At 59.2% G+C, this 16,726-nt stretch carries 15 protein-coding genes; 2 read left to right on the forward strand and 13 right to left on the reverse strand.

Annotated elements, in window-relative coordinates; all coding sequences use genetic code 11:
• Nucleotides 1-24: 24 nt before the first annotated feature.
• From pnp to ileS, 5 genes are all read right to left on the reverse strand, one after another.
• The gene (pnp, locus tag Q0J60_RS07350; protein ID WP_294440092.1) at nucleotides 25-2,268 is read right to left on the reverse strand and encodes a polyribonucleotide nucleotidyltransferase; all 2,244 of its coding nucleotides are present in this window, start codon (nucleotides 2,266-2,268) and stop codon (nucleotides 25-27) included.
• A gap of 161 nt (nucleotides 2,269-2,429) precedes the next feature.
• Nucleotides 2,430-2,720, reverse strand: coding sequence for a 30S ribosomal protein S15 (gene rpsO / locus Q0J60_RS07355; protein WP_294440094.1), 291 nt, complete (start codon nucleotides 2,718-2,720; stop codon nucleotides 2,430-2,432).
• Nucleotides 2,721-3,068: 348 nt separating this feature from the next.
• On the reverse strand, nucleotides 3,069-4,016 hold the full coding sequence (locus tag Q0J60_RS07360) for an RluA family pseudouridine synthase (protein WP_294440183.1): 948 nt from the start codon (nucleotides 4,014-4,016) through the stop codon (nucleotides 3,069-3,071).
• 1 nt (nucleotide 4,017) lies between these two features.
• Nucleotides 4,018-4,644 (reverse strand): signal peptidase II, encoded by a 627-nt coding sequence (lspA, locus tag Q0J60_RS07365; protein WP_294440095.1) that lies wholly within the window; start codon nucleotides 4,642-4,644, stop codon nucleotides 4,018-4,020.
• A gap of 146 nt (nucleotides 4,645-4,790) precedes the next feature.
• Nucleotides 4,791-7,631: an isoleucine--tRNA ligase gene (gene ileS, locus Q0J60_RS07370; RefSeq protein WP_294440096.1), complete on the reverse strand. Its 2,841-nt coding sequence runs from the start codon at nucleotides 7,629-7,631 to the stop codon at nucleotides 4,791-4,793.
• 233 nt (nucleotides 7,632-7,864) lie between these two features.
• Between ileS and Q0J60_RS07375 the strand changes: the two genes are divergently transcribed.
• The gene (locus tag Q0J60_RS07375; protein ID WP_294440097.1) at nucleotides 7,865-8,734 is read left to right on the forward strand and encodes a DegV family protein; all 870 of its coding nucleotides are present in this window, start codon (nucleotides 7,865-7,867) and stop codon (nucleotides 8,732-8,734) included.
• Between the two features lie 118 nt (nucleotides 8,735-8,852).
• On the opposite strand, the gene dut is transcribed toward Q0J60_RS07375, so the two are convergent.
• The 3 genes from dut to Q0J60_RS07390 form a co-directional block, all read right to left on the reverse strand.
• Nucleotides 8,853-9,299, reverse strand: coding sequence for a dUTP diphosphatase (dut, locus tag Q0J60_RS07380; RefSeq protein ID WP_294440098.1), 447 nt, complete (start codon nucleotides 9,297-9,299; stop codon nucleotides 8,853-8,855).
• A 144-nt stretch (nucleotides 9,300-9,443) separates the two neighbouring features.
• Nucleotides 9,444-9,908, reverse strand: a complete 465-nt coding sequence (gene nrdR, locus Q0J60_RS07385) for a transcriptional regulator NrdR (protein ID WP_367178820.1) — start codon at nucleotides 9,906-9,908, stop codon at nucleotides 9,444-9,446.
• Between the two features lie 108 nt (nucleotides 9,909-10,016).
• Nucleotides 10,017-10,286 (reverse strand): hypothetical protein, encoded by a 270-nt coding sequence (locus tag Q0J60_RS07390; protein WP_294440100.1) that lies wholly within the window; start codon nucleotides 10,284-10,286, stop codon nucleotides 10,017-10,019.
• 294 nt (nucleotides 10,287-10,580) lie between these two features.
• On the opposite strand from Q0J60_RS07390, the gene lexA reads away from it, so the two are divergent.
• A complete protein-coding gene (lexA, locus tag Q0J60_RS07395) occupies nucleotides 10,581-11,255 on the forward strand; it encodes a transcriptional repressor LexA (RefSeq protein WP_294440101.1) in 675 nt (224 codons plus the stop codon).
• A 107-nt stretch (nucleotides 11,256-11,362) separates the two neighbouring features.
• Here lexA and hflX read toward each other — a convergent pair whose 3' ends face one another.
• The 5 genes from hflX to Q0J60_RS07420 all read right to left on the reverse strand — a co-directional run bounded on the left by hflX (nucleotide 11,363) and on the right by Q0J60_RS07420 (nucleotide 16,581).
• On the reverse strand, nucleotides 11,363-12,670 hold the full coding sequence (gene hflX / locus Q0J60_RS07400; protein ID WP_294440111.1) for a GTPase HflX: 1,308 nt from the start codon (nucleotides 12,668-12,670) through the stop codon (nucleotides 11,363-11,365).
• 13 nt (nucleotides 12,671-12,683) lie between these two features.
• Nucleotides 12,684-13,640 (reverse strand): tRNA (adenosine(37)-N6)-dimethylallyltransferase MiaA, encoded by a 957-nt coding sequence (gene miaA / locus Q0J60_RS07405; protein WP_294440113.1) that lies wholly within the window; start codon nucleotides 13,638-13,640, stop codon nucleotides 12,684-12,686.
• Nucleotides 13,633-14,988: a tRNA (N6-isopentenyl adenosine(37)-C2)-methylthiotransferase MiaB gene (miaB, locus tag Q0J60_RS07410; RefSeq protein WP_294440115.1), complete on the reverse strand. Its 1,356-nt coding sequence runs from the start codon at nucleotides 14,986-14,988 to the stop codon at nucleotides 13,633-13,635. The genes miaA and miaB overlap by 8 nt, the downstream gene beginning before the upstream one ends.
• Nucleotides 14,989-15,073: 85 nt before the next feature.
• Nucleotides 15,074-15,412 (reverse strand): stage V sporulation protein S, encoded by a 339-nt coding sequence (locus Q0J60_RS07415; RefSeq protein WP_294440124.1) that lies wholly within the window; start codon nucleotides 15,410-15,412, stop codon nucleotides 15,074-15,076.
• Nucleotides 15,413-15,501: 89 nt separating this feature from the next.
• Nucleotides 15,502-16,581 (reverse strand): ATP-binding protein, encoded by a 1,080-nt coding sequence (locus Q0J60_RS07420; RefSeq protein WP_294440125.1) that lies wholly within the window; start codon nucleotides 16,579-16,581, stop codon nucleotides 15,502-15,504.
• Nucleotides 16,582-16,726: the final 145 nt, after the last annotated feature.

Raw genomic sequence — 16,726 nt, forward strand, 5'->3', positions numbered from 1 at the left:
TCGCACGTCGGACGCTCGGATGCACTACTGCTCGTCGCGGTGGCGGCGGCGCGGGGTGCGGCCATCGCCGTGTCCGCCGTTGGACTCACGGTTGCTGCGGCCCGGACGACGGTCGCGATGCTCGCTGCGGCCGGGACGGTCCTCGCGCTCGCGACGCGGCGCGGGAGCGGAACCTTCGGGCGCCTCAGGCTTGTCGAGGCGGTCGAGCGAAATCTTACCGGACTTGGGGTCGATCTCGATGACCTGGACCTTGACGACATCGCCCATGTTGAGGACGTCCTCCACCTGGCCCACGCGGCCGTTGGCCATGCGGGAGATGTGCAGCAGGCCGTCCTGGGAGGGCGTCAGTTTGATGAACGCGCCGAAGCTCTGGATGCCCACGACGGGACCCTCGTAGATCTCGCCCACCTCGGGCTCCTTCACGATGGCCTCGATCTGGGCGCGCGCGGCACGGCCGGCATCCTGGTCAACTGCGGCGATGTGCACGGTGCCGTCCTCTTGGATGTCGATGGAAGCGCCGGTAGCGTCCTGAATGCCGCGGATGGTCTCGCCTCCCTTGCCGATGACCTCACGAATCTTGTCCACGGGAATGTGGATGGTGTCGATGCGGGGCGCGGTGTCGCGCAGCTCCTCGCGCGGGGCGGGAATCTGCTCGAGCATGGCGGACAGGATGAAGTGGCGGCCTTCCTTGGCCTGCATCAGGGCGCGACCCAGAATCTCAGTGGACAGGCCCTTGGCCTTGTTGTCCATCTGCAGCGCGGTGATGCCGTGCTCGGTGCCGGTGACCTTGAAGTCCATATCGCCCAGGAAGTCCTCGAGACCCTGGATGTCGGACAGGATCACCACGTCGTCGCCCTCTTTGATGAGGCCCATGGCGATGCCGGAGACGGGAGCCTTGATGGGCACGCCTGCGTCCATGAGCGCCAGGCACGAACCGCAGGTAGATGCCATGGAGGACGAGCCGTTGGACTCGAGCACCTCGGACACCACGCGGATGGCGTAGGGGAACTCGTCCTCAGAGGGAAGCACGGGCAGCAGAGCGCGCTCTGCCAGGGCGCCGTGGCCCACCTCGCGACGCTTGGGAGCGCCCATGCGGCCCACCTCGCCGGTGCAGTACGGCGGGAAGTTGTACTGATGCATGTAGCGGCGGTGGTCCTGAGGATCGATGGTATCAAGACGCTGGGCCTCGTTCAGAAGGCCCAAGGTGCACGTGGAGAGCACCTGGGTCTGGCCGCGCTGGAACAGGCCGGAGCCGTGCACGCGCGGCAGATAGCCGGGACGGATGTAGAGCGGGCGAATCTCGTTGGCCACGCGGCCGTCGGCGCGCTCGCCGGTCTCGATGACCATCTTGCGCATCGCATGCTTCTCAAGCGCCTTGCAGGCGGCGGCGATATCACTCTTCCAAGCGTCGCGCTCCTCCTCGGAGAAGTCATTCTCCTTGATGGCGTCCTTGAGGGCCTCCACCTTGGTCATGCGGGTCTGCTTGTCGGCGTCCTTGAGGGCGGCGCTCATCTCGTCGAAGTGTGCGTTCACGCGCTCGGCGATGCAGGGATCGGGCTCGTGGATGGGATACGCTACAGGCTCGGGAGCAACCTTAGCCAAGAACTCGGCCTGCTTCTCGCAGAACGCGGCGATGGCCTCCTGGCCGAACTCCATGGCGGCCAGCATGTCCTCCTCGGTCACTTCCTCGGCGCCTGCCTCGACCATGGAGATGTAGTCCTTGGTGCCGGCGATGGTGAGCTCCATGTCGGAGATTTCCTGCTCGGCATAGGTGGGGTTCACGATGAACTCGCCGGTCTCCTTGTTGCGGGCGATGCGCACGCAAGCAGCGGGGCCGTCGAAAGGCGTGCCGCCGCACAGAAGCGCAGCGGAGGCACCGCCCACGCAGATGCAGTCAGGCGGGTTCTGGCCGTCGATGGCGAGCGTGGTGGCCACGATGTGGACCTCCTGCTTGAAGCCGTCGGCGAAACCAGGACGAATGGGGCGGTCGATCATACGCGCAGTGAGCGTGCCCTTGTCGGACGCCTTGCCCTCGCGCTTCAGATAGCCGCCGGGAATACGGCCGACAGCGTACATCTTCTCCATGAAGTCAACCGTCAGCGGGAAGAAGTCGTAGTCTTTCTGCTCCTTGGACACCACGGCCGTGACCAGGCAGGTGGTCTCCCCCTGCGTGACCAGCACGGCGCCGGTGGCCTGCTTGGCGAGCTCGCCCGTCTCAAGGCGGTACTGCTTGCCGTAAAGCTCAAAGCTCTCGACGATCTTTTCCATGTGCTTTTCTTTCTCTTTCTCTTCTTCTTCGGGACGCATGCCCTTCACGCGTCCTCGCGAGCAATGCAGGCCCCTGCCCACATCGACCGCACGCGGCCTTTGCCGAAAGGCGCGCGGCCGCATACGCAAAAAGCCCGCTTTGCGCGGGCTTGATGCTGAAACTAGATGTTGTCGCGGATGCCGAGCTTCTTGATGAGAGCGCGGTACTCTTCGATGTCGCGCTTCTTGATGTAGGCCAGCAGACGACGACGCTTACCAACGAGCATCAGCAGACCGCGGCGGGTGTGATGGTCCTTCTTGTGGACCTTCAGGTGCTCGGTCAGGTTCTTGATGCGGACGGTGAGGATGGCAACCTGGACCTCGGCGGAGCCGGAGTCCTGCTCGTTCTTGCCATACTCCTTGATGATCTCTGCGATCTGCTCCTTGGAGATGGAGCGGGTTTCCTGAGACATGAGTCCCACCTTTCTTCGGGCGTGCGCCCTTAGGCGGCCGTTGCGCGCCGCATGTACAGATTCGCCCGGAGCCGCGACGCCATGCAGGTGGTGCGTGGTATCGAAGCCGCGGGTAGCTTTCCGATTCGGCACAACATGCGAACCGGAAAATTTGCAACCGTTGCAGTATACGCACTGAAGCCTTTTGGCGCAATGCTCAAAATACGCATGCGGCAAACTTCACGTTGCGTGCACAACCAGGCACGATTCCCGTGAACGCTCATCCTGGTACAGCAGAGCAACAAGCAAGAGTTGAAAGCAAAGGACACGCCCTCGCCTGAGCGCCGCACGCACGGCGGCGCCAAAGCCTTACTCGCGTTCCTCGAGCCCCGCTATGACCTCCTGCAAATCCGCGGGAAGCGAGTCCTCGAACTCCATGCGCTCCCCCGTCACGGGATGCGTGAACGCAAGCTTATAGGAATGAAGGAACTGGCGCTCAAGGCCGAGATTATCCTTCTTCTGCCAGCCGTACACCGGGTCGCCCACGCAAGGATGCTTGATGTACTCCATGTGAACGCGAATCTGATGCGTGCGTCCCGTGAAGAGCTTGCAATCGATAAGGCTATAGCCGTCGTCGTTTTTGCCCGGCTCGAAGCGACGCAGAACCTTGAACGTGGTGATCGAAGGCCGCGCGTTGTCACGGTCGGAGATCCTCATGCGCATGCGGTCTCGCTCGCCTCGCGCGATGGGCGCATCCACGAGGCCGGTTTCAAGCGAAATCCACCCGTGAACCAGCGCAAGGTAATGACGGTCGACATCGCGCAGGCGAATGTCCTCCATCAAAGCCAGACCCACCTCATTGGTCTTGGCGCACAGCATGAGGCCGCTCGTATCGCGGTCGAGGCGATGCACGATGCCCAAGCGGTCCTGCTCGCCCTGCACGTCGCACAGGTGGTCCTTGCCGCAATGGGCAATCAAGGCGTTCACCAGCGTGTCGCCGTAGTGCCCTTCGGAAGGGTGGCACACCAGGCCCGCCTGCTTGGAGATGACCAGCAGGTAATCGTCCTCATACCTGATGTCGAGAGGAATCTCCACCGCCTCGAGTTCGGGCGCGTGAGGATCTTCGTACACAGCGTATTGGAGCATATCCCCCGCCTGCACGCAGGAGCTTTTGCGCGCTGGCTTGCCATTGAGGATAGCGTTGCCCTCGGCGATGCACTTGGCGGCGGCGGAACGCGTGGGATACAGACCCTCGGCGGCCATGAAGGCGTCAAGACGCATGCCAGAGGCGTTGTCAGGAACGATCGCGATCGACATATCAGCCACGGCGGTCCCCCTCCTCTTCATCGCAGGAAGAAGCAGCTTCGGAGCCAGTGAGCCCCTCGGCGCGCGCTGCCTTTCTGTCCGCGATAAGGAAACCGAGCACTATAAGCACGAACCCGCAGGTCACACCGATATCGGCGATATTGAATACCGGGAAATCCATGAAGGTGAGGTCGATGAAATCCACCACATAGCCCTGGGCGAAGCGATCGATGGCGTTGCCCAACCCTCCGGCGAACACGAGAGAGAGCCCGAGCGTTTCAAGCCATATCAGTCGATGCCCCGAAAAGCGCGGCCAAAGAAGAAAGGCTGCAAGGATGGCGATGCACACCACGCAGGACAGAACACCCAAGGCGAACGTGGAATCGCCGAACATGCCCCACGCCATGCCCGTGTTGTGCACGAGTCGGAATCGGAACAGCCCGAAGTCGCCCGACGAGGTCTGACCAAGCTCGTAGGCTCCCTGGAAGTACGCCTTCGTAATCTGGTCGAACACGAGCCAAGCAAAGGCGACGACGCAAAAGAGAACCATGGCCGTTCGGCCAGGACGCGTCGGAGAAACCTCCGCAGACGCCGCAGGCGTCTGCGGCTGCAAATCGTTCTTTGAAGAGGAAGTTGTCACCTCGTGGAATCTCCTTATATCTCAACATCGCTTCGATGCTACAAGCCTTCCGCAGCGCAGGCAGACGGCTGGACGCAAAGGAGGGCGCCAACCGCAAAGCTGGCGCCCTTGCATAGTAAGGACAAAATGAACGCGACGCTCGATCGCTACGCAAGCTTGTCCAGCACGTCGCCGCAACGCTCGCAGACGTCGGCGTGATTGGGGTTACCTCCGAGGGCGCGATAGTTCCAGCAGCGCGGGCACTTCGGGGCTTCGGTCTTGGTGACGGTCGCGCGAATCTCGTCTCCCTCGGCAACCGCCAGCGTCACCTTGGCTACAATGAACAGCTCCTCGAGGTCCGCCGCATCGAACGTGGACACCACATCGATAACGGAAGCGGGCGCCTCGATGGTGATCTCGGCCTCCTGGCTCTTGTTCATGACCTTGGCGTTGCGAGCCTCCTCGATGGCCTTGGTCACGGAGTCGCGCACCTCGAGCAGCGTCGCGAACCTCTTCATAAGCGCCTCAGCCTCATCGCCCTGCGGCAGCGCGGGCGTGAAGTCGTCGTCGGTCGGCCAGCCGGCAAGCTGAACGCTCATGGGACGGCCCTCGCGATTGCGCTCGGACGTCGGATAATGCTCCCATACCTCGTCGCAGGTGAAGCTCAGGATGGGGCTCAACACGCGCACCATGACTTCGAGGATGTTCATGAGCACGGTCTGAGCGGCGCGGCGCGACGTAGAATCGGGCGCCTCGGCGTACAGGCGGTCCTTGATGACGTCCATGTAGATGGCCGACAGGTCGGTGATCACGTACTCGTAAAGCGAACGGAACACCTGGTGGAACTTGTACTCGTCGTAGCCGCGCTCCACCTCGTGCAGCACCTCGCGCAGGCGCAGCAGGGCCCACACGTCGATAGGCGCAAGATCCTCGAAGGATACGCCGTCGCGCTCCATGTCGAAGTCATCGAGGTTGCCCAGCAGGAAGCGGAATGTATTGCGGAAACGGCGGTACGCATCGGAGGTGCGCTGCAGGATGGTGTCGCCGATGGACACGTCAACGGAGTAGTCGGTGGATGCGACCCACAGACGCAGCACGTCGGCCCCGTACTTGTCGGTCACTTCCTTGGGGTCGATGCCGTTGCCCTTGGACTTGGACATCTTCTCGCCGTTCTCATCCACGGTGAAGCCGCAGCACATAACGCTCTTGTAGGGCGACTGGCCGAATGCGCCCGTGCCCAAAAGCAGCGAGCTCTGGAACCAACCGCGATGCTGGTCGGAACCCTCAAGATACATATCGGCAGGCCAACGCAGATGATCAGCCTCGGCGCGATGCTTGAGCACGCCCACATGGCTCACGCCGCTCTCCCACCACACGTCGAGGATGTCCTTCTCGGGGATGAGCTCGTCGCAGCCGCAGGCCTCGCAATGAGCGTCCGCCGGCAGGTATTCCTTGGGGTCCTTGGTGAACCAAGCGTCGGCGCCTTCGGTGTTGAACAGGTCGATGACCGCGTCGAAGATGGCCTCGTTGGCAACCGTCTCGCCGCACTTGGCGCACTTGAACACGGGGATAGGCACGCCCCAGGAACGCTGGCGCGAGATGCACCAGTCGGGACGATCGGCCACCATGGCGCCGATGCGGTTGGAGCCCCACTCGGGAATGAACTGGATATGGTTGTTGATCTGGTCAAGAGCGGCCTCGCGCAGCCCCGTCTTTTCCATGGACACGAACCACTGGTCGGTCGCGCGGAAGATGACGGGCTGATGGCAGCGCCAGCAGTGAGGATAGCTGTGCGAGATTTCCTTGCCCGCCACCAGCGTGCCGCGCTCACGCAGCCATTCGATGATGTGCGGGTTGGCCTCGTCGGTGTCCATGCCGCCGAAATACGGCACGCTCTCCATGAAACGGCCGTCGTCATCCACGGGCATGAGCGTATCGATGCCGAACTGCTGACCCACCAGGTAGTCCTCGACGCCATGGCCAGGGGCGGTATGAACCGCGCCCGTGCCGGCGTCAAGCGTCACGTGGTCGCCCCAGATGATGCGGCCCGTGCGCTCGAGGATGGGGCACTGGTAGGTGATGCCGTCGAACTGATCGCCCTTCATGAGCACCGGCTCGCCGCCCGCCTCCACGATGCGGTAGCTTTCCCAACCGGCCGCCTCGGCGACAACTTCCACCATCTCGTGGGCGAACAGCATGAACGCGCCGTTAGCCTCGACGAAGCAGTAATCGATGTCGGGGCCGAAGGACACGGCAGTGTTGGCAGGAAGCGTCCACGGCGTGGTGGTCCAGATCAGCACATAGGCGCGCTCGAGCTCGACACCGGCATCGGCGAACTTCTGCGGAATCTCATTGAGCTTGAAGTTCACATAGATGGAGGGCGACGTCTCGTCAGAGTATTCGATCTCGGCCTCGGCCAGAGCGGTATGGCAATGCTTGCACCAGTGGATAGGCTTGCGTCCGCGATACACGGCGCCGTCGAGGTAGAGCTTCTTGAACACCTCGACGTTGGCGGATTCGAAGGAGGGCTGGAAGGTCAGGTACGGATGGTCCCAATCGCCGTTCACGCCCAGGCGCTTGAAGCCGTCGCGCTGGACGTCGATGAACTTCTCCGCCCATTCGCGGCACATGCGGCGAACGGTAGCCTGCGGGAGCTCGCGCATCTTCTCGGTGCCGAGCTTCTTTTCGACCTCATGCTCGATCGGCTGGCCATGGCAGTCCCATCCGGGGATATACGGCGTGAAATAGCCGCGCTGCGCATGGGACTTCACCACGAAGTCCTTCAAGATCTTATTGAACGCGTGACCGATGTGAATCGGGCCGTTCGCATACGGAGGACCGTCATGCAGGATGAACGGCTCGCCGTCTTTGTTCTTCTCCAGGATGCGCCCGTACAGATCCTCTTCTTCCCACTTGGCCAAGCGCTTGGGCTCGTTCTCGGGAAGATTCGCACGCATGGCGAAATCGGTCTTGGGCAGATTCATCGTGTGCTTGTAATCGTTTCCCATCGTGTACTCCGATCCTCGCTTTCTCAACAGGCCGCACACAGGCGGCAAAACCACAAGTTTTGCCATTATAGATAAAAGCTGAACGCGGGGAAGCAAAAATGCCTGAATGAGATGCCATATGCAAGGTTTGACCACGAAAACGGCGGGCTGGGAGCACACGCAGGTGCCAAACGATTATACTTTGCATTTATCAAGCGTCATCGCGCACCACCAGGCAGAGAATAGGAGCAGCAATGGCATTTCAGATCGTTACGGATTCGGCCTGCAACCTCACCGAGGAGATGATCGACCAGTTCGGGCTCGAAGTCCTTCCCCTTACGTTCATGATCGACGGCGTGCAGCACCGCAGCTATCTCAAGGGGCAAAAGACCGACCTCAAGCAGTTTTACACGATGATGCGCGAGGGCAAGGTCATCACCACCTCGCTTCCCAATATGCAGGAGTCGGAAAGCACCCTGCACGCCATCGCCGAATCGGGGAAAGACATCCTGTATCTGGGATTCTCCAGCGCGCTTTCGGGCACATACGAGGCCACTGACTTGCTGCTGAAGCAGATGGCGCCCGACTTCCCCGACAGGACGTTCATCTCCGAAGAGACCTTCGCTGCCTCCGGCGGCCAAGGCATGCTCGTATACCTCGCCTGCAAAAAGGCGCAGGAAGGCGCTAGCATCGAGGAGGTCGCACAGCTGGTGCGCGACACGCGCGACCACCTGTGCCATTGGTTCACCGTCGACGACCTGATGTTCCTGTTCCGCGGCGGTCGCGTGAGCCGCACAAGCGCCTGGGCGGGCACCCTCCTCAACATCAAACCCGTTCTGCACGTCGACAACGCCGGCGCGCTCATTCCCATGGAAAAGGTGCGTGGTCGCAAGAAGTCAATCAAGGCGCTCGTGGACCACATGGAGAAGACCGCGATCGACCCCGAGAATCAGACTATCTTCATCACGCATGGAGACTGCATAGAAGATGTCGAGGCGTTGAAGGCCGAGATCACCGAGCGATTCGGCATCACCGATTTCGTGGTGAACTACGTGGACCCGGTTATCGGCGCCCACTCTGGCCCCGGCACCCTCGCCCTCTTCTTCGTCGGAACGGAGAAATAAAGCTCGGCGATACACGCACATTCGAAATCAAGAAGCGGCTGTTGACCATCTGCCAGCAGCCGCTTCTTCATATGCGGCGCTCTACGACACCGACCAAAACGTTTCTTGCAAAGATCTTCTACTGTACGCCGCTTGAGCCGAAGCCGCCTTGGCCTCGTTCGGTTTCATCAAGGGAATCGACAACGTTCCACACAACGTTCTCTACCTTCTGAATCACAAGCTGAGCGATGCGGTCGCCCGGGTTGACCTCAAACGTGTTGTTCGGGTCAAGGTTGATAAGGGCAACTTTTAACTCGCCGCGGTAGTGGCTGTCAATGAGGCCTGGGGTGTTAAGGACGGTGACACCCTGCTTGATGGCGAGCCCGCTGCGCGGCTGCACAAAGCCTGCATAGCCTTCGGGGATGGCAACGGCCAGACCCGTGGAAACTAAGGCGCGCTCGAACGGAGCGAGCTCCACATGCTCGATAGCACGAAGATCCATGCCCGCATCCCCCGGATAGGCGTACGAAGGAATGGTCACACCGTCCGTGAGACGGGTGATGTCGATGGAAAGCTGCTGGGTCAAAGAAATCTACCGCCTTTCATAAGGTGGAGCAAAACAATATGCGGTGCTCTTGGGTAAATCCAATAATCATCTTTCGAATAGCCTCAAAAAGAATCCATTGTCATCCATGAAGCCAATTGCCGAGGCGTCAAGGCCGTGGAGATGCTATTCCTCAAGGCCCTTCAGTGCTTCCTGAAATTCCTCAAGCGTCTGGAAATCCTTATAGACGCTAGCAAAGCGGATGTACGCCACGTCATCAAGACCCTTGAGATGCTCAAGAACGATATCGCCGAGATCCTTGGAGCGAATTTCCATACGACCTGAATTGCGGAGCTCAGACTCAATGGCATCGATAATCTCGGTCTTCTTCTCATTGGGGATGTTCGGTCGTTTGGCACAGGCGATGGAGATACCGCGGTACAGCTTTTCACGATCGAACACCTGGCTCGAACCGTCAGCTTTGATAACGATGATGGGGTTATCACCCAAGCGCTCATACGTAGTAAAGCGATTGCCGCATTTAAGGCATTCGCGGCGACGCCTAATGGAATTAAACTCGTCGGAAGGACGAGAGTCGACTACCTTGGATTCAGGATGGCCGCATACGGGACAGCGCATTCGATCCTCCATTCGCTCAAGAGAGCATAGGGTTCAGTGCGTGCCTATCATACACGCTGAACGGCAAAGTGGGGACCGAATGAGAAAAAACATGCGACACACAAGAGGCTTTAAATGCACTCAATAAAGCGAAGTTGAGAACAAGCCGTCAAGATTAGAGAACGAGAAGCATCCCAAAAACGAACGTTGCAATGCAGGAGCCCAGTACAGCGGGGATAGACGGGCAAATGCGACTTGCGCCAGATGCAGAGCCCTGCCCCATCGAAGAAGCGAAATCATCGATGCCAGAGGCATTGCAAAGAATTCGAAGATCATCGGAGAAATAGGACTGGCGCGCAGGCTGAGGGCGACGTCCGCCGGGAAGAACGGTAAAGCGGTCTTGGCCGTCATCAATCTTGAGGGCAGAGGTTCCGTCGATATACCTATTCATTTCACGAGCAGCCATTTTGTTGCCTCCGAACTCTTGCAACGAACCTTTGTTCGGATATATAATAAATCGCACAAAAGTTCGTGTCAATGATTTTCTCAAACATTTGTTCGTCTCATTGACATGAAAGGCAGTAGGGCTGACGTCGCCCCGACGGGCCCGTCCACATTCGTGGGCGCGGGGCGTATGAACCTGCTGCATCGGCAGAACATGCCGGCGGCCTGACAAAGATAGCCGCATGAAAGGATTGGAGAACCATGAACCAGCCCGAGGTCAAGAACACGAAAAAGATTACAAAGAAGCAGAAGGCCGTGCTTGATTTCATCGAGAAGACCATTGATGAAACCGGTATAGCTCCTACCGTGCGCGACATTTGCGAGGGTCTTGGACTCTCCTCCCCCTCAACCGTGCACGTACACCTCAAAACCCTTGAGGACAAGGGGCTCATCCACCGTGATCCGCTCAAGTCACGCTGCATCACCATCGTTGGCCATGACAGAAAGCCCGCGCCGGAGCCCGAGCCCGAAGATGCAATCGGCGTGGGGAGCTTCTCCAACGTGGTCAGCCTACCCGTTGTAGGCAACGTCGCCGCCGGCATCCCCATCCTTGCCGAGCAGAACATCACCGAAACCATTCCGCTCCCGACCGATATCGTGGGCGATGCTAGTTCGTTCCTGCTCAAGGTGCGAGGCGATTCCATGATTGAAATCGGCATCAACGACGGCGATTTCGTGGCAGTCAAGCAGCAGCCCACCGCCAACAACGGTGACATCGTGGTCGCCATGGTTGAAGACGGCGCAACGGTAAAGAGGTTCTTCAAGGAAAACGGCTATATTCGCCTTCAGCCTGAGAATTCTTCGATGGAGCCCATCATTGTGACCGAGAACGTCTCTATCGTCGGCAAGGTCACGGCGGTGTTCCGTCGCCTGTAGTTCATCGCTTATTAAGGCGCATAATCGTAGCGGGGCATCAAATGATGCCCCGCTTTCGTATCCGGCTCCATTCAACTGGATACAACTATATAGCAGCCGGATAGGCTTTATTCAACGTCAGTGCGAAACTCCTCGAATGCTTTCGCGAAGCTCGGGGGCACGCGAAGCGTCATGACAGTCCCCTGCTCCTCATAAGACTCAGCAACCACCGTGCATTTACCGTGTGCGAGCGACGCGAGATCGCCCCGGGAATACGGAATCAAGACCTCCATCGTTGATTCGCTTGCCGTAGCGGCGCGCTCGATCGCCTTGATCAGCGCATCGGTCCCCTCACCCGTTTGGGCGGAAACCAGTACCGATTCCGGGTACCGCGCGGCAAGCACCTGCTTTTCGATGTCGTCAATCAAATCGCATTTATTGAACACGATGATGCGCGGAATCTCATGGGCGCCGATCTGCTCTAGCGTCTCGTCGACGGCAGCCATCTGGCGATCGCGTTCCGGCGACGACGCATCGACCACATGCAGGATGAGATCCGCGCCGCGAATCTCATCAAGCGTGCTGTTGAACGCCTCAACAAGCGTGGTGGGAAGCTTCTGGATGAAACCGACGGTATCGGTGAGCGTGACCTCTCTGCCCTCGGGAAGCACAAGCTTGCGCGTGGTTGAATCGAGCGTGGCAAACAGCTTGTCATAGCTCAGCACATCGGCGTCAGCAAGGCGATTGATAAGGCTCGATTTGCCTGCATTCGTATACCCCGCCTCTGCAACCTTATAAATTCCCGAGGCATAACGAGCCGCACGCTGGGTCGAACGCATCTTGGACACCTGCTGAAGCTCGCGCCGAATGGAGGTAATACGCTTGCGCACCATACGGCGGTCAACCTCAAGCTGGCTTTCGCCCTCACCGAAGCGCGAACCCACGCCGCCACCCATGCGGTTGCTTGCAAGGTGAGCCCACATGCCGCGCAGACGCGGATACAGATATTGGTTCTGGGCAAGACGAACCTGGAGCCTACCTTCTTTGGTAGTCGCATGAAGCGCAAAGATATCAAGAATCAAAGCGGTGCGGTCGATGACCTTCACATCTTTGGGAACAACCTTCTCAAGGTTGCTCTGCTGGGAAGGCGTGAGTTCCTCGTCGAAAATAACCACGTCGGCGGCAAGTGAGCGACACATATCGGCAATCTCTTCGGCTTTGCCGCTGCCGACGAAGGTGCGAGGGTTGGGCGCATCCAGGCGCTGCGTCGTGGTGGCGACCACCTCGGCGCCAGCGGTATCAGCAAGCCTCGCAAGCTCTTCAAGCGACGACTCTGCCGAAGCCGAGTCCAAAACGTTCTTGTATTCAATGCCCACCAGAATGGCGCGTTCGAGCCCTTCGGTCAGACTGTTTACCGATGTATCGGAAAATGACATGCATACCTCCGAATCACGCATCGAGCGATTGAAGGATCTTATCCGCGATGCGGTTCGCATCCCCATCGTCGGCATCGATCCAATGAATTCGCGCGTCGCCGCGCCACCAGGTGCGTTGGCGCTTCGCATACCGGCGCGTAGCAAGCTTTATCGCATCGATGGCGTCCCCCATCGAACACTCGCCTCGGAGCGCGGCGACAACCTCTTTATAGCCGATAGCGTCCCGTGCCGTACAGGCGCGTTCGAACCCTGCGTCAAGCAGTCCTTGAACCTCATCTATCAGACCGCTTTCCACCATGCGATCGACTCGTTTGTCTATGCGTGCCTTCAAGATTTCAGGGACTACCGCAAGACCAAAGAACACGGCAGGCACCAGCTGGCGAAGCGCCGCAAGGCCCTCATGCTGACGGGCATAGCTCATCCCTTCGAGCTCGATCATCTCGAGCGCCCTGATGACTCGCTTCGAGTTGTTGGGGTGAATGATGGCGGCGCTTTCCGGATCGCGCTCATTGAGCCTATCCCACAGCGCAGAAGCGCCGTTGGCCGCAAGGTAGGAATTCCATTTATCCCTAACGGGATTGTCCACCTGCTCGCCTTGGGGGAAGTTATAGTCATCTATCGCGGCACGAACATAGAAGCCCGTCCCGCCTGCGAGAACCGAACGAGCCCCTCGCGCGTCGATGTCCTTAAAGCATGCGCGCGCATATTCCTGGAACAGCGATGCCGAATACGGCTCGCCGGGATCAACCAGGTCGAATCCGTGATGAGGCACGATGCGCTCCTGCGGCAGAAGCTTTCCCGTTCCTATATCCATCCCGCGATACACCTGCATCGAATCGGCGGAAACAACCTCCCCGCCCAGACGCTGCGCCACAAGCTGCGCCACGTCGGTTTTGCCCGATGCAGTAGGCCCTACGACGCATATGACGGGATGCGTCAAAGAAAACTCGGTGGAATGGCCGCTACCCACGAACGATCTCTCCCGAAAGGTACCAGGTCTTTGCCTCATCGATTCTCACGGGAACGATGGAGCCCTGAAGCTCTTCGATCGAAACGCCTGCGGGAAGCTTAGCATGAACCGTTACATTATGGGGGCTATGCCCGGTGCACATCGATTCGTCACGCTTCGATGTGCCCTCGATGAGCACGTCGACAACGCGGCCGGCAAAGCGCTGATTTTGCTCGTGGGCGGAATCCTGAACCAGGTCGACCAGCGATTGGAAGCGGTTCTGAATCACCTCGCGGGGCGTCGCATCCTCCATCTTTGCAGCGGGCGTTCCCTCACGACGCGAATAGATGAACGTGAACACCTGAGAATACCCGATGGATTTCACCAGGTCGTAGGTCGCCTGAAAGTCCTCTTCGGTTTCACCGGGGAAGCCCACGATGATGTCGGTAGAAAGCGAGATATCGGGGCACACGGCACGAACTTTGTCGACAAGCCCACGATAATGCTGAGAGGTGTAGCGACGGTTCATCGCTTTGAGAATGCGGTCGCTTCCCGACTGCACGGGAAGATGAAGCGCAGGCATGAGGTTGGGCAATTCCCCGAACAGGCCGATAACCTCATCCGTCAGATCCTTGGGATGCGATGTGGCAAATCGGATGCGCTCAACGCCCGTCTCGGAAACAGCACGCAGCACATCGGCAAAACGCGGCTCGCCATAGAGGTCGCGCCCATAGGAATTCACGTTCTGGCCCAGAAGGGTAATCTCGCGCACGCCGTCGGCGACAAGCGAACGCGCTTCGGCGGCAACATCCTCAAGCGTGCGAGAGCGTTCCCTGCCGCGCACATAAGGAACAATGCAGTACGTGCAGAAATTATTGCACCCCACCGTGATGGGAAGCCACGCCGCCCAAGGATGCACGCGCTTCGCAGGCAGGTCCGTCGAGAACGTGGTCGAAGAGTCGAGCGTTTCCACGCGATTGGTGCCGCCGTCGATCGCCTCTTCGAGAAGAAGCGGAAGGTGCTCGATGTTCTGCGTACCGAACACCACATCGACATGCGGGAGAGCATCGATGAGCTTCTGGCCATCGCGCTGACCGATGCAGCCGCCGATGCAGATCATGCGCTTATTGAAATCGCTTCCCTCGGGAAGCGGGATGTTCTTGATGGAAGCCACCTGCCCCATCAGGCGCACATCGGCAGCCTCGCGGATGCAGCAGGTGACGAATACGGCGATTTCGGCATCTTCGACCGCATCAACCTGGACGGCACCCAAAGATTCAAGCATGCCGGCGATGCGCTCGGAGTCATGCTCGTTCATCTGGCAACCGTATGTATAGAGGCAGAATGTGCGTTCCGACAAAGAGGACATGGAACCTCGCTTTCGGCGATGAAGGAATGGATGCGCCCGGCGTCAGACCGACGCATACGTATGAAAGTGATGGCTGGGCGGGCGTTTACTGCGCGAACGATTCCGTCGAGTCAACGGATGAGGCGCTGCGCGCATGCCTGGGTTCGACATCGAACCTGATGGCCGTACGGTATTCGCCATCGATGACGATATCCGCGAAAGACGGAATGCATACGATTTCGATACCGATAGGCGAAAGGAATCCGCGCGAGATGGCGATGGCCTTGACCGCCTGATTGACGGCACCGGCTCCCACGGATTGGATCTCCACGCACGAGCCGTCTTTGATCATGCCGGCAATGGCGCCGGCGACCGACGCGGGAGATGATTTCGATGAGACTTTCAGACAGCTAACCTGCGGCCTGCGTTCGACGTCGTTGGACATAGGGTTCCTTACGGTGTTTGAACTGCGTTTAGTGGTACATAGTGCTTTGCGCGGCACAGGCATCGCAAATGCCGCAAGTCATTATTCTACTACAGCTGCTTGCGCACGGGAAACGTGACGTGCACGCTGTCATGCGAAATCCGAATAGAAGGCTCGATATCCTGCTCGAGGAAATACCGGTCGGCAAGTTCGCGCCACGCCCTCAGAAGGCCACGCGAGAAATCGTCCACATCCTCAGAGGCGACCTTCAGGCCGCGATAGTCACGCCCCGCATTCTGCTTCGTCTGACGGCGCGGAGCGTCGCCCTCACGTCGACGGTCCAGCATCTCGAGGAACGGCGGTAGCGGTTTCACCTGCCCCTGAAGTATGCGATGAGCGCTGCGAGAAGACATTTCAAGCCCCATCTTCGAAGCGATGGCCGCGAATTCAAGGGAATCGGACGCAAGGGCAAGTCGCTTGACAACGGGAATCAGCGCAGGGTCAGACCCATAAGACGAATGCTGCGAGGAACGTGCGAATGCAAGCAGGGTTGCTGCTATTTCCACAGGGCTGCCGAAATACACGGTGCATGAATGTCTGTTCGCAAGCGCGAATTCGGCGGTAGTTCGTGCGATATTGTGGGGACTCGGCCCCACAGACCACGTGCCGTCGGCGCACTTCACAAGATCCGGAAGCGTGCTTTGGTCGCGCCGTTCAGTAATCTTGGAGGTATCGAACTCGATAACGAACGAACTGCCTTTGCCTGAATCCGAAGCAGCGATAAAGGCGTCCTCGGCGTTGGCCTTGATCGAATACAGCGCCATGCCCCTGCCATGCACGCCCCAATCGTCCATGGTCATCGAGTCAAGCTTGGATGTGACGCGAGGCTCGAACACAGCTTCATGAAGGTAGCCAGGGATGCCGTCCCCGTCATCCAGCATCGTGAAACGACGGATATCGCCCGATTTGGACACGGCGAAGAAGATAGAGCGCGCATGGGCGTCGCGGGCGTTGCGGAGCATCTCGATTGCAGCATCTTCGACGCAACGAATATCCTGCTTAGCCTGGCGCCTCTCCGCCTCGGATACCCTGAGACGGACAAAGCCGTCCCCGAGGTCGCTCTCAACCCGAAGACGGCTCTCATGCGTAGCCTGATCTATGAATTGCGAAAGACTCGATACATCAGCCACAGCTCAACTCCAAGTAGAAGACGTTCTCAGGAATGAAGGCTACAAATAAAGGCCATGCGCAGAAGCCATTCAAACCATGCGGAATCGGAACGAAACAGCGAAACGCGCCCTCGTGCCGGAGATTCGTGGGGTTTCGCTGGCGTAG

The sequence above is a fragment of the uncultured Slackia sp. genome, from assembly GCF_944321625.1.
Classification (GTDB): Bacteria; Actinomycetota; Coriobacteriia; order Coriobacteriales; family Eggerthellaceae; genus Slackia.

Excerpts from the sequence above, each read along its gene's own strand:
- pnp (WP_294440092.1), bottom strand. The coding sequence starts at position 2,268 with ATGGAAAAGATCGTCGAGAGCTTTGAGCTTTACGGCAAGCAGTACCGC.
- rpsO (WP_294440094.1), bottom strand. The coding sequence starts at position 2,720 with ATGTCTCAGGAAACCCGCTCCATCTCCAAGGAGCAGATCGCAGAGATC.
- Q0J60_RS07360 (WP_294440183.1), bottom strand. The coding sequence starts at position 4,016 with ATGTCGATCGCGATCGTTCCTGACAACGCCTCTGGCATGCGTCTTGAC.
- ileS (WP_294440096.1), bottom strand. The coding sequence starts at position 7,631 with ATGGGAAACGATTACAAGCACACGATGAATCTGCCCAAGACCGATTTC.
- Q0J60_RS07375 (WP_294440097.1), top strand. The coding sequence starts at position 7,865 with ATGGCATTTCAGATCGTTACGGATTCGGCCTGCAACCTCACCGAGGAG.
- nrdR (WP_367178820.1), bottom strand. The coding sequence starts at position 9,908 with ATGGAGGATCGAATGCGCTGTCCCGTATGCGGCCATCCTGAATCCAAG.
- Q0J60_RS07390 (WP_294440100.1), bottom strand. The coding sequence starts at position 10,286 with ATGACGGCCAAGACCGCTTTACCGTTCTTCCCGGCGGACGTCGCCCTC.
- lexA (WP_294440101.1), top strand. The coding sequence starts at position 10,581 with ATGAACCAGCCCGAGGTCAAGAACACGAAAAAGATTACAAAGAAGCAG.
- hflX (WP_294440111.1), bottom strand. The coding sequence starts at position 12,670 with ATGTCATTTTCCGATACATCGGTAAACAGTCTGACCGAAGGGCTCGAA.
- miaB (WP_294440115.1), bottom strand. The coding sequence starts at position 14,988 with ATGTCCTCTTTGTCGGAACGCACATTCTGCCTCTATACATACGGTTGC.
- Q0J60_RS07415 (WP_294440124.1), bottom strand. The coding sequence starts at position 15,412 with ATGTCCAACGACGTCGAACGCAGGCCGCAGGTTAGCTGTCTGAAAGTC.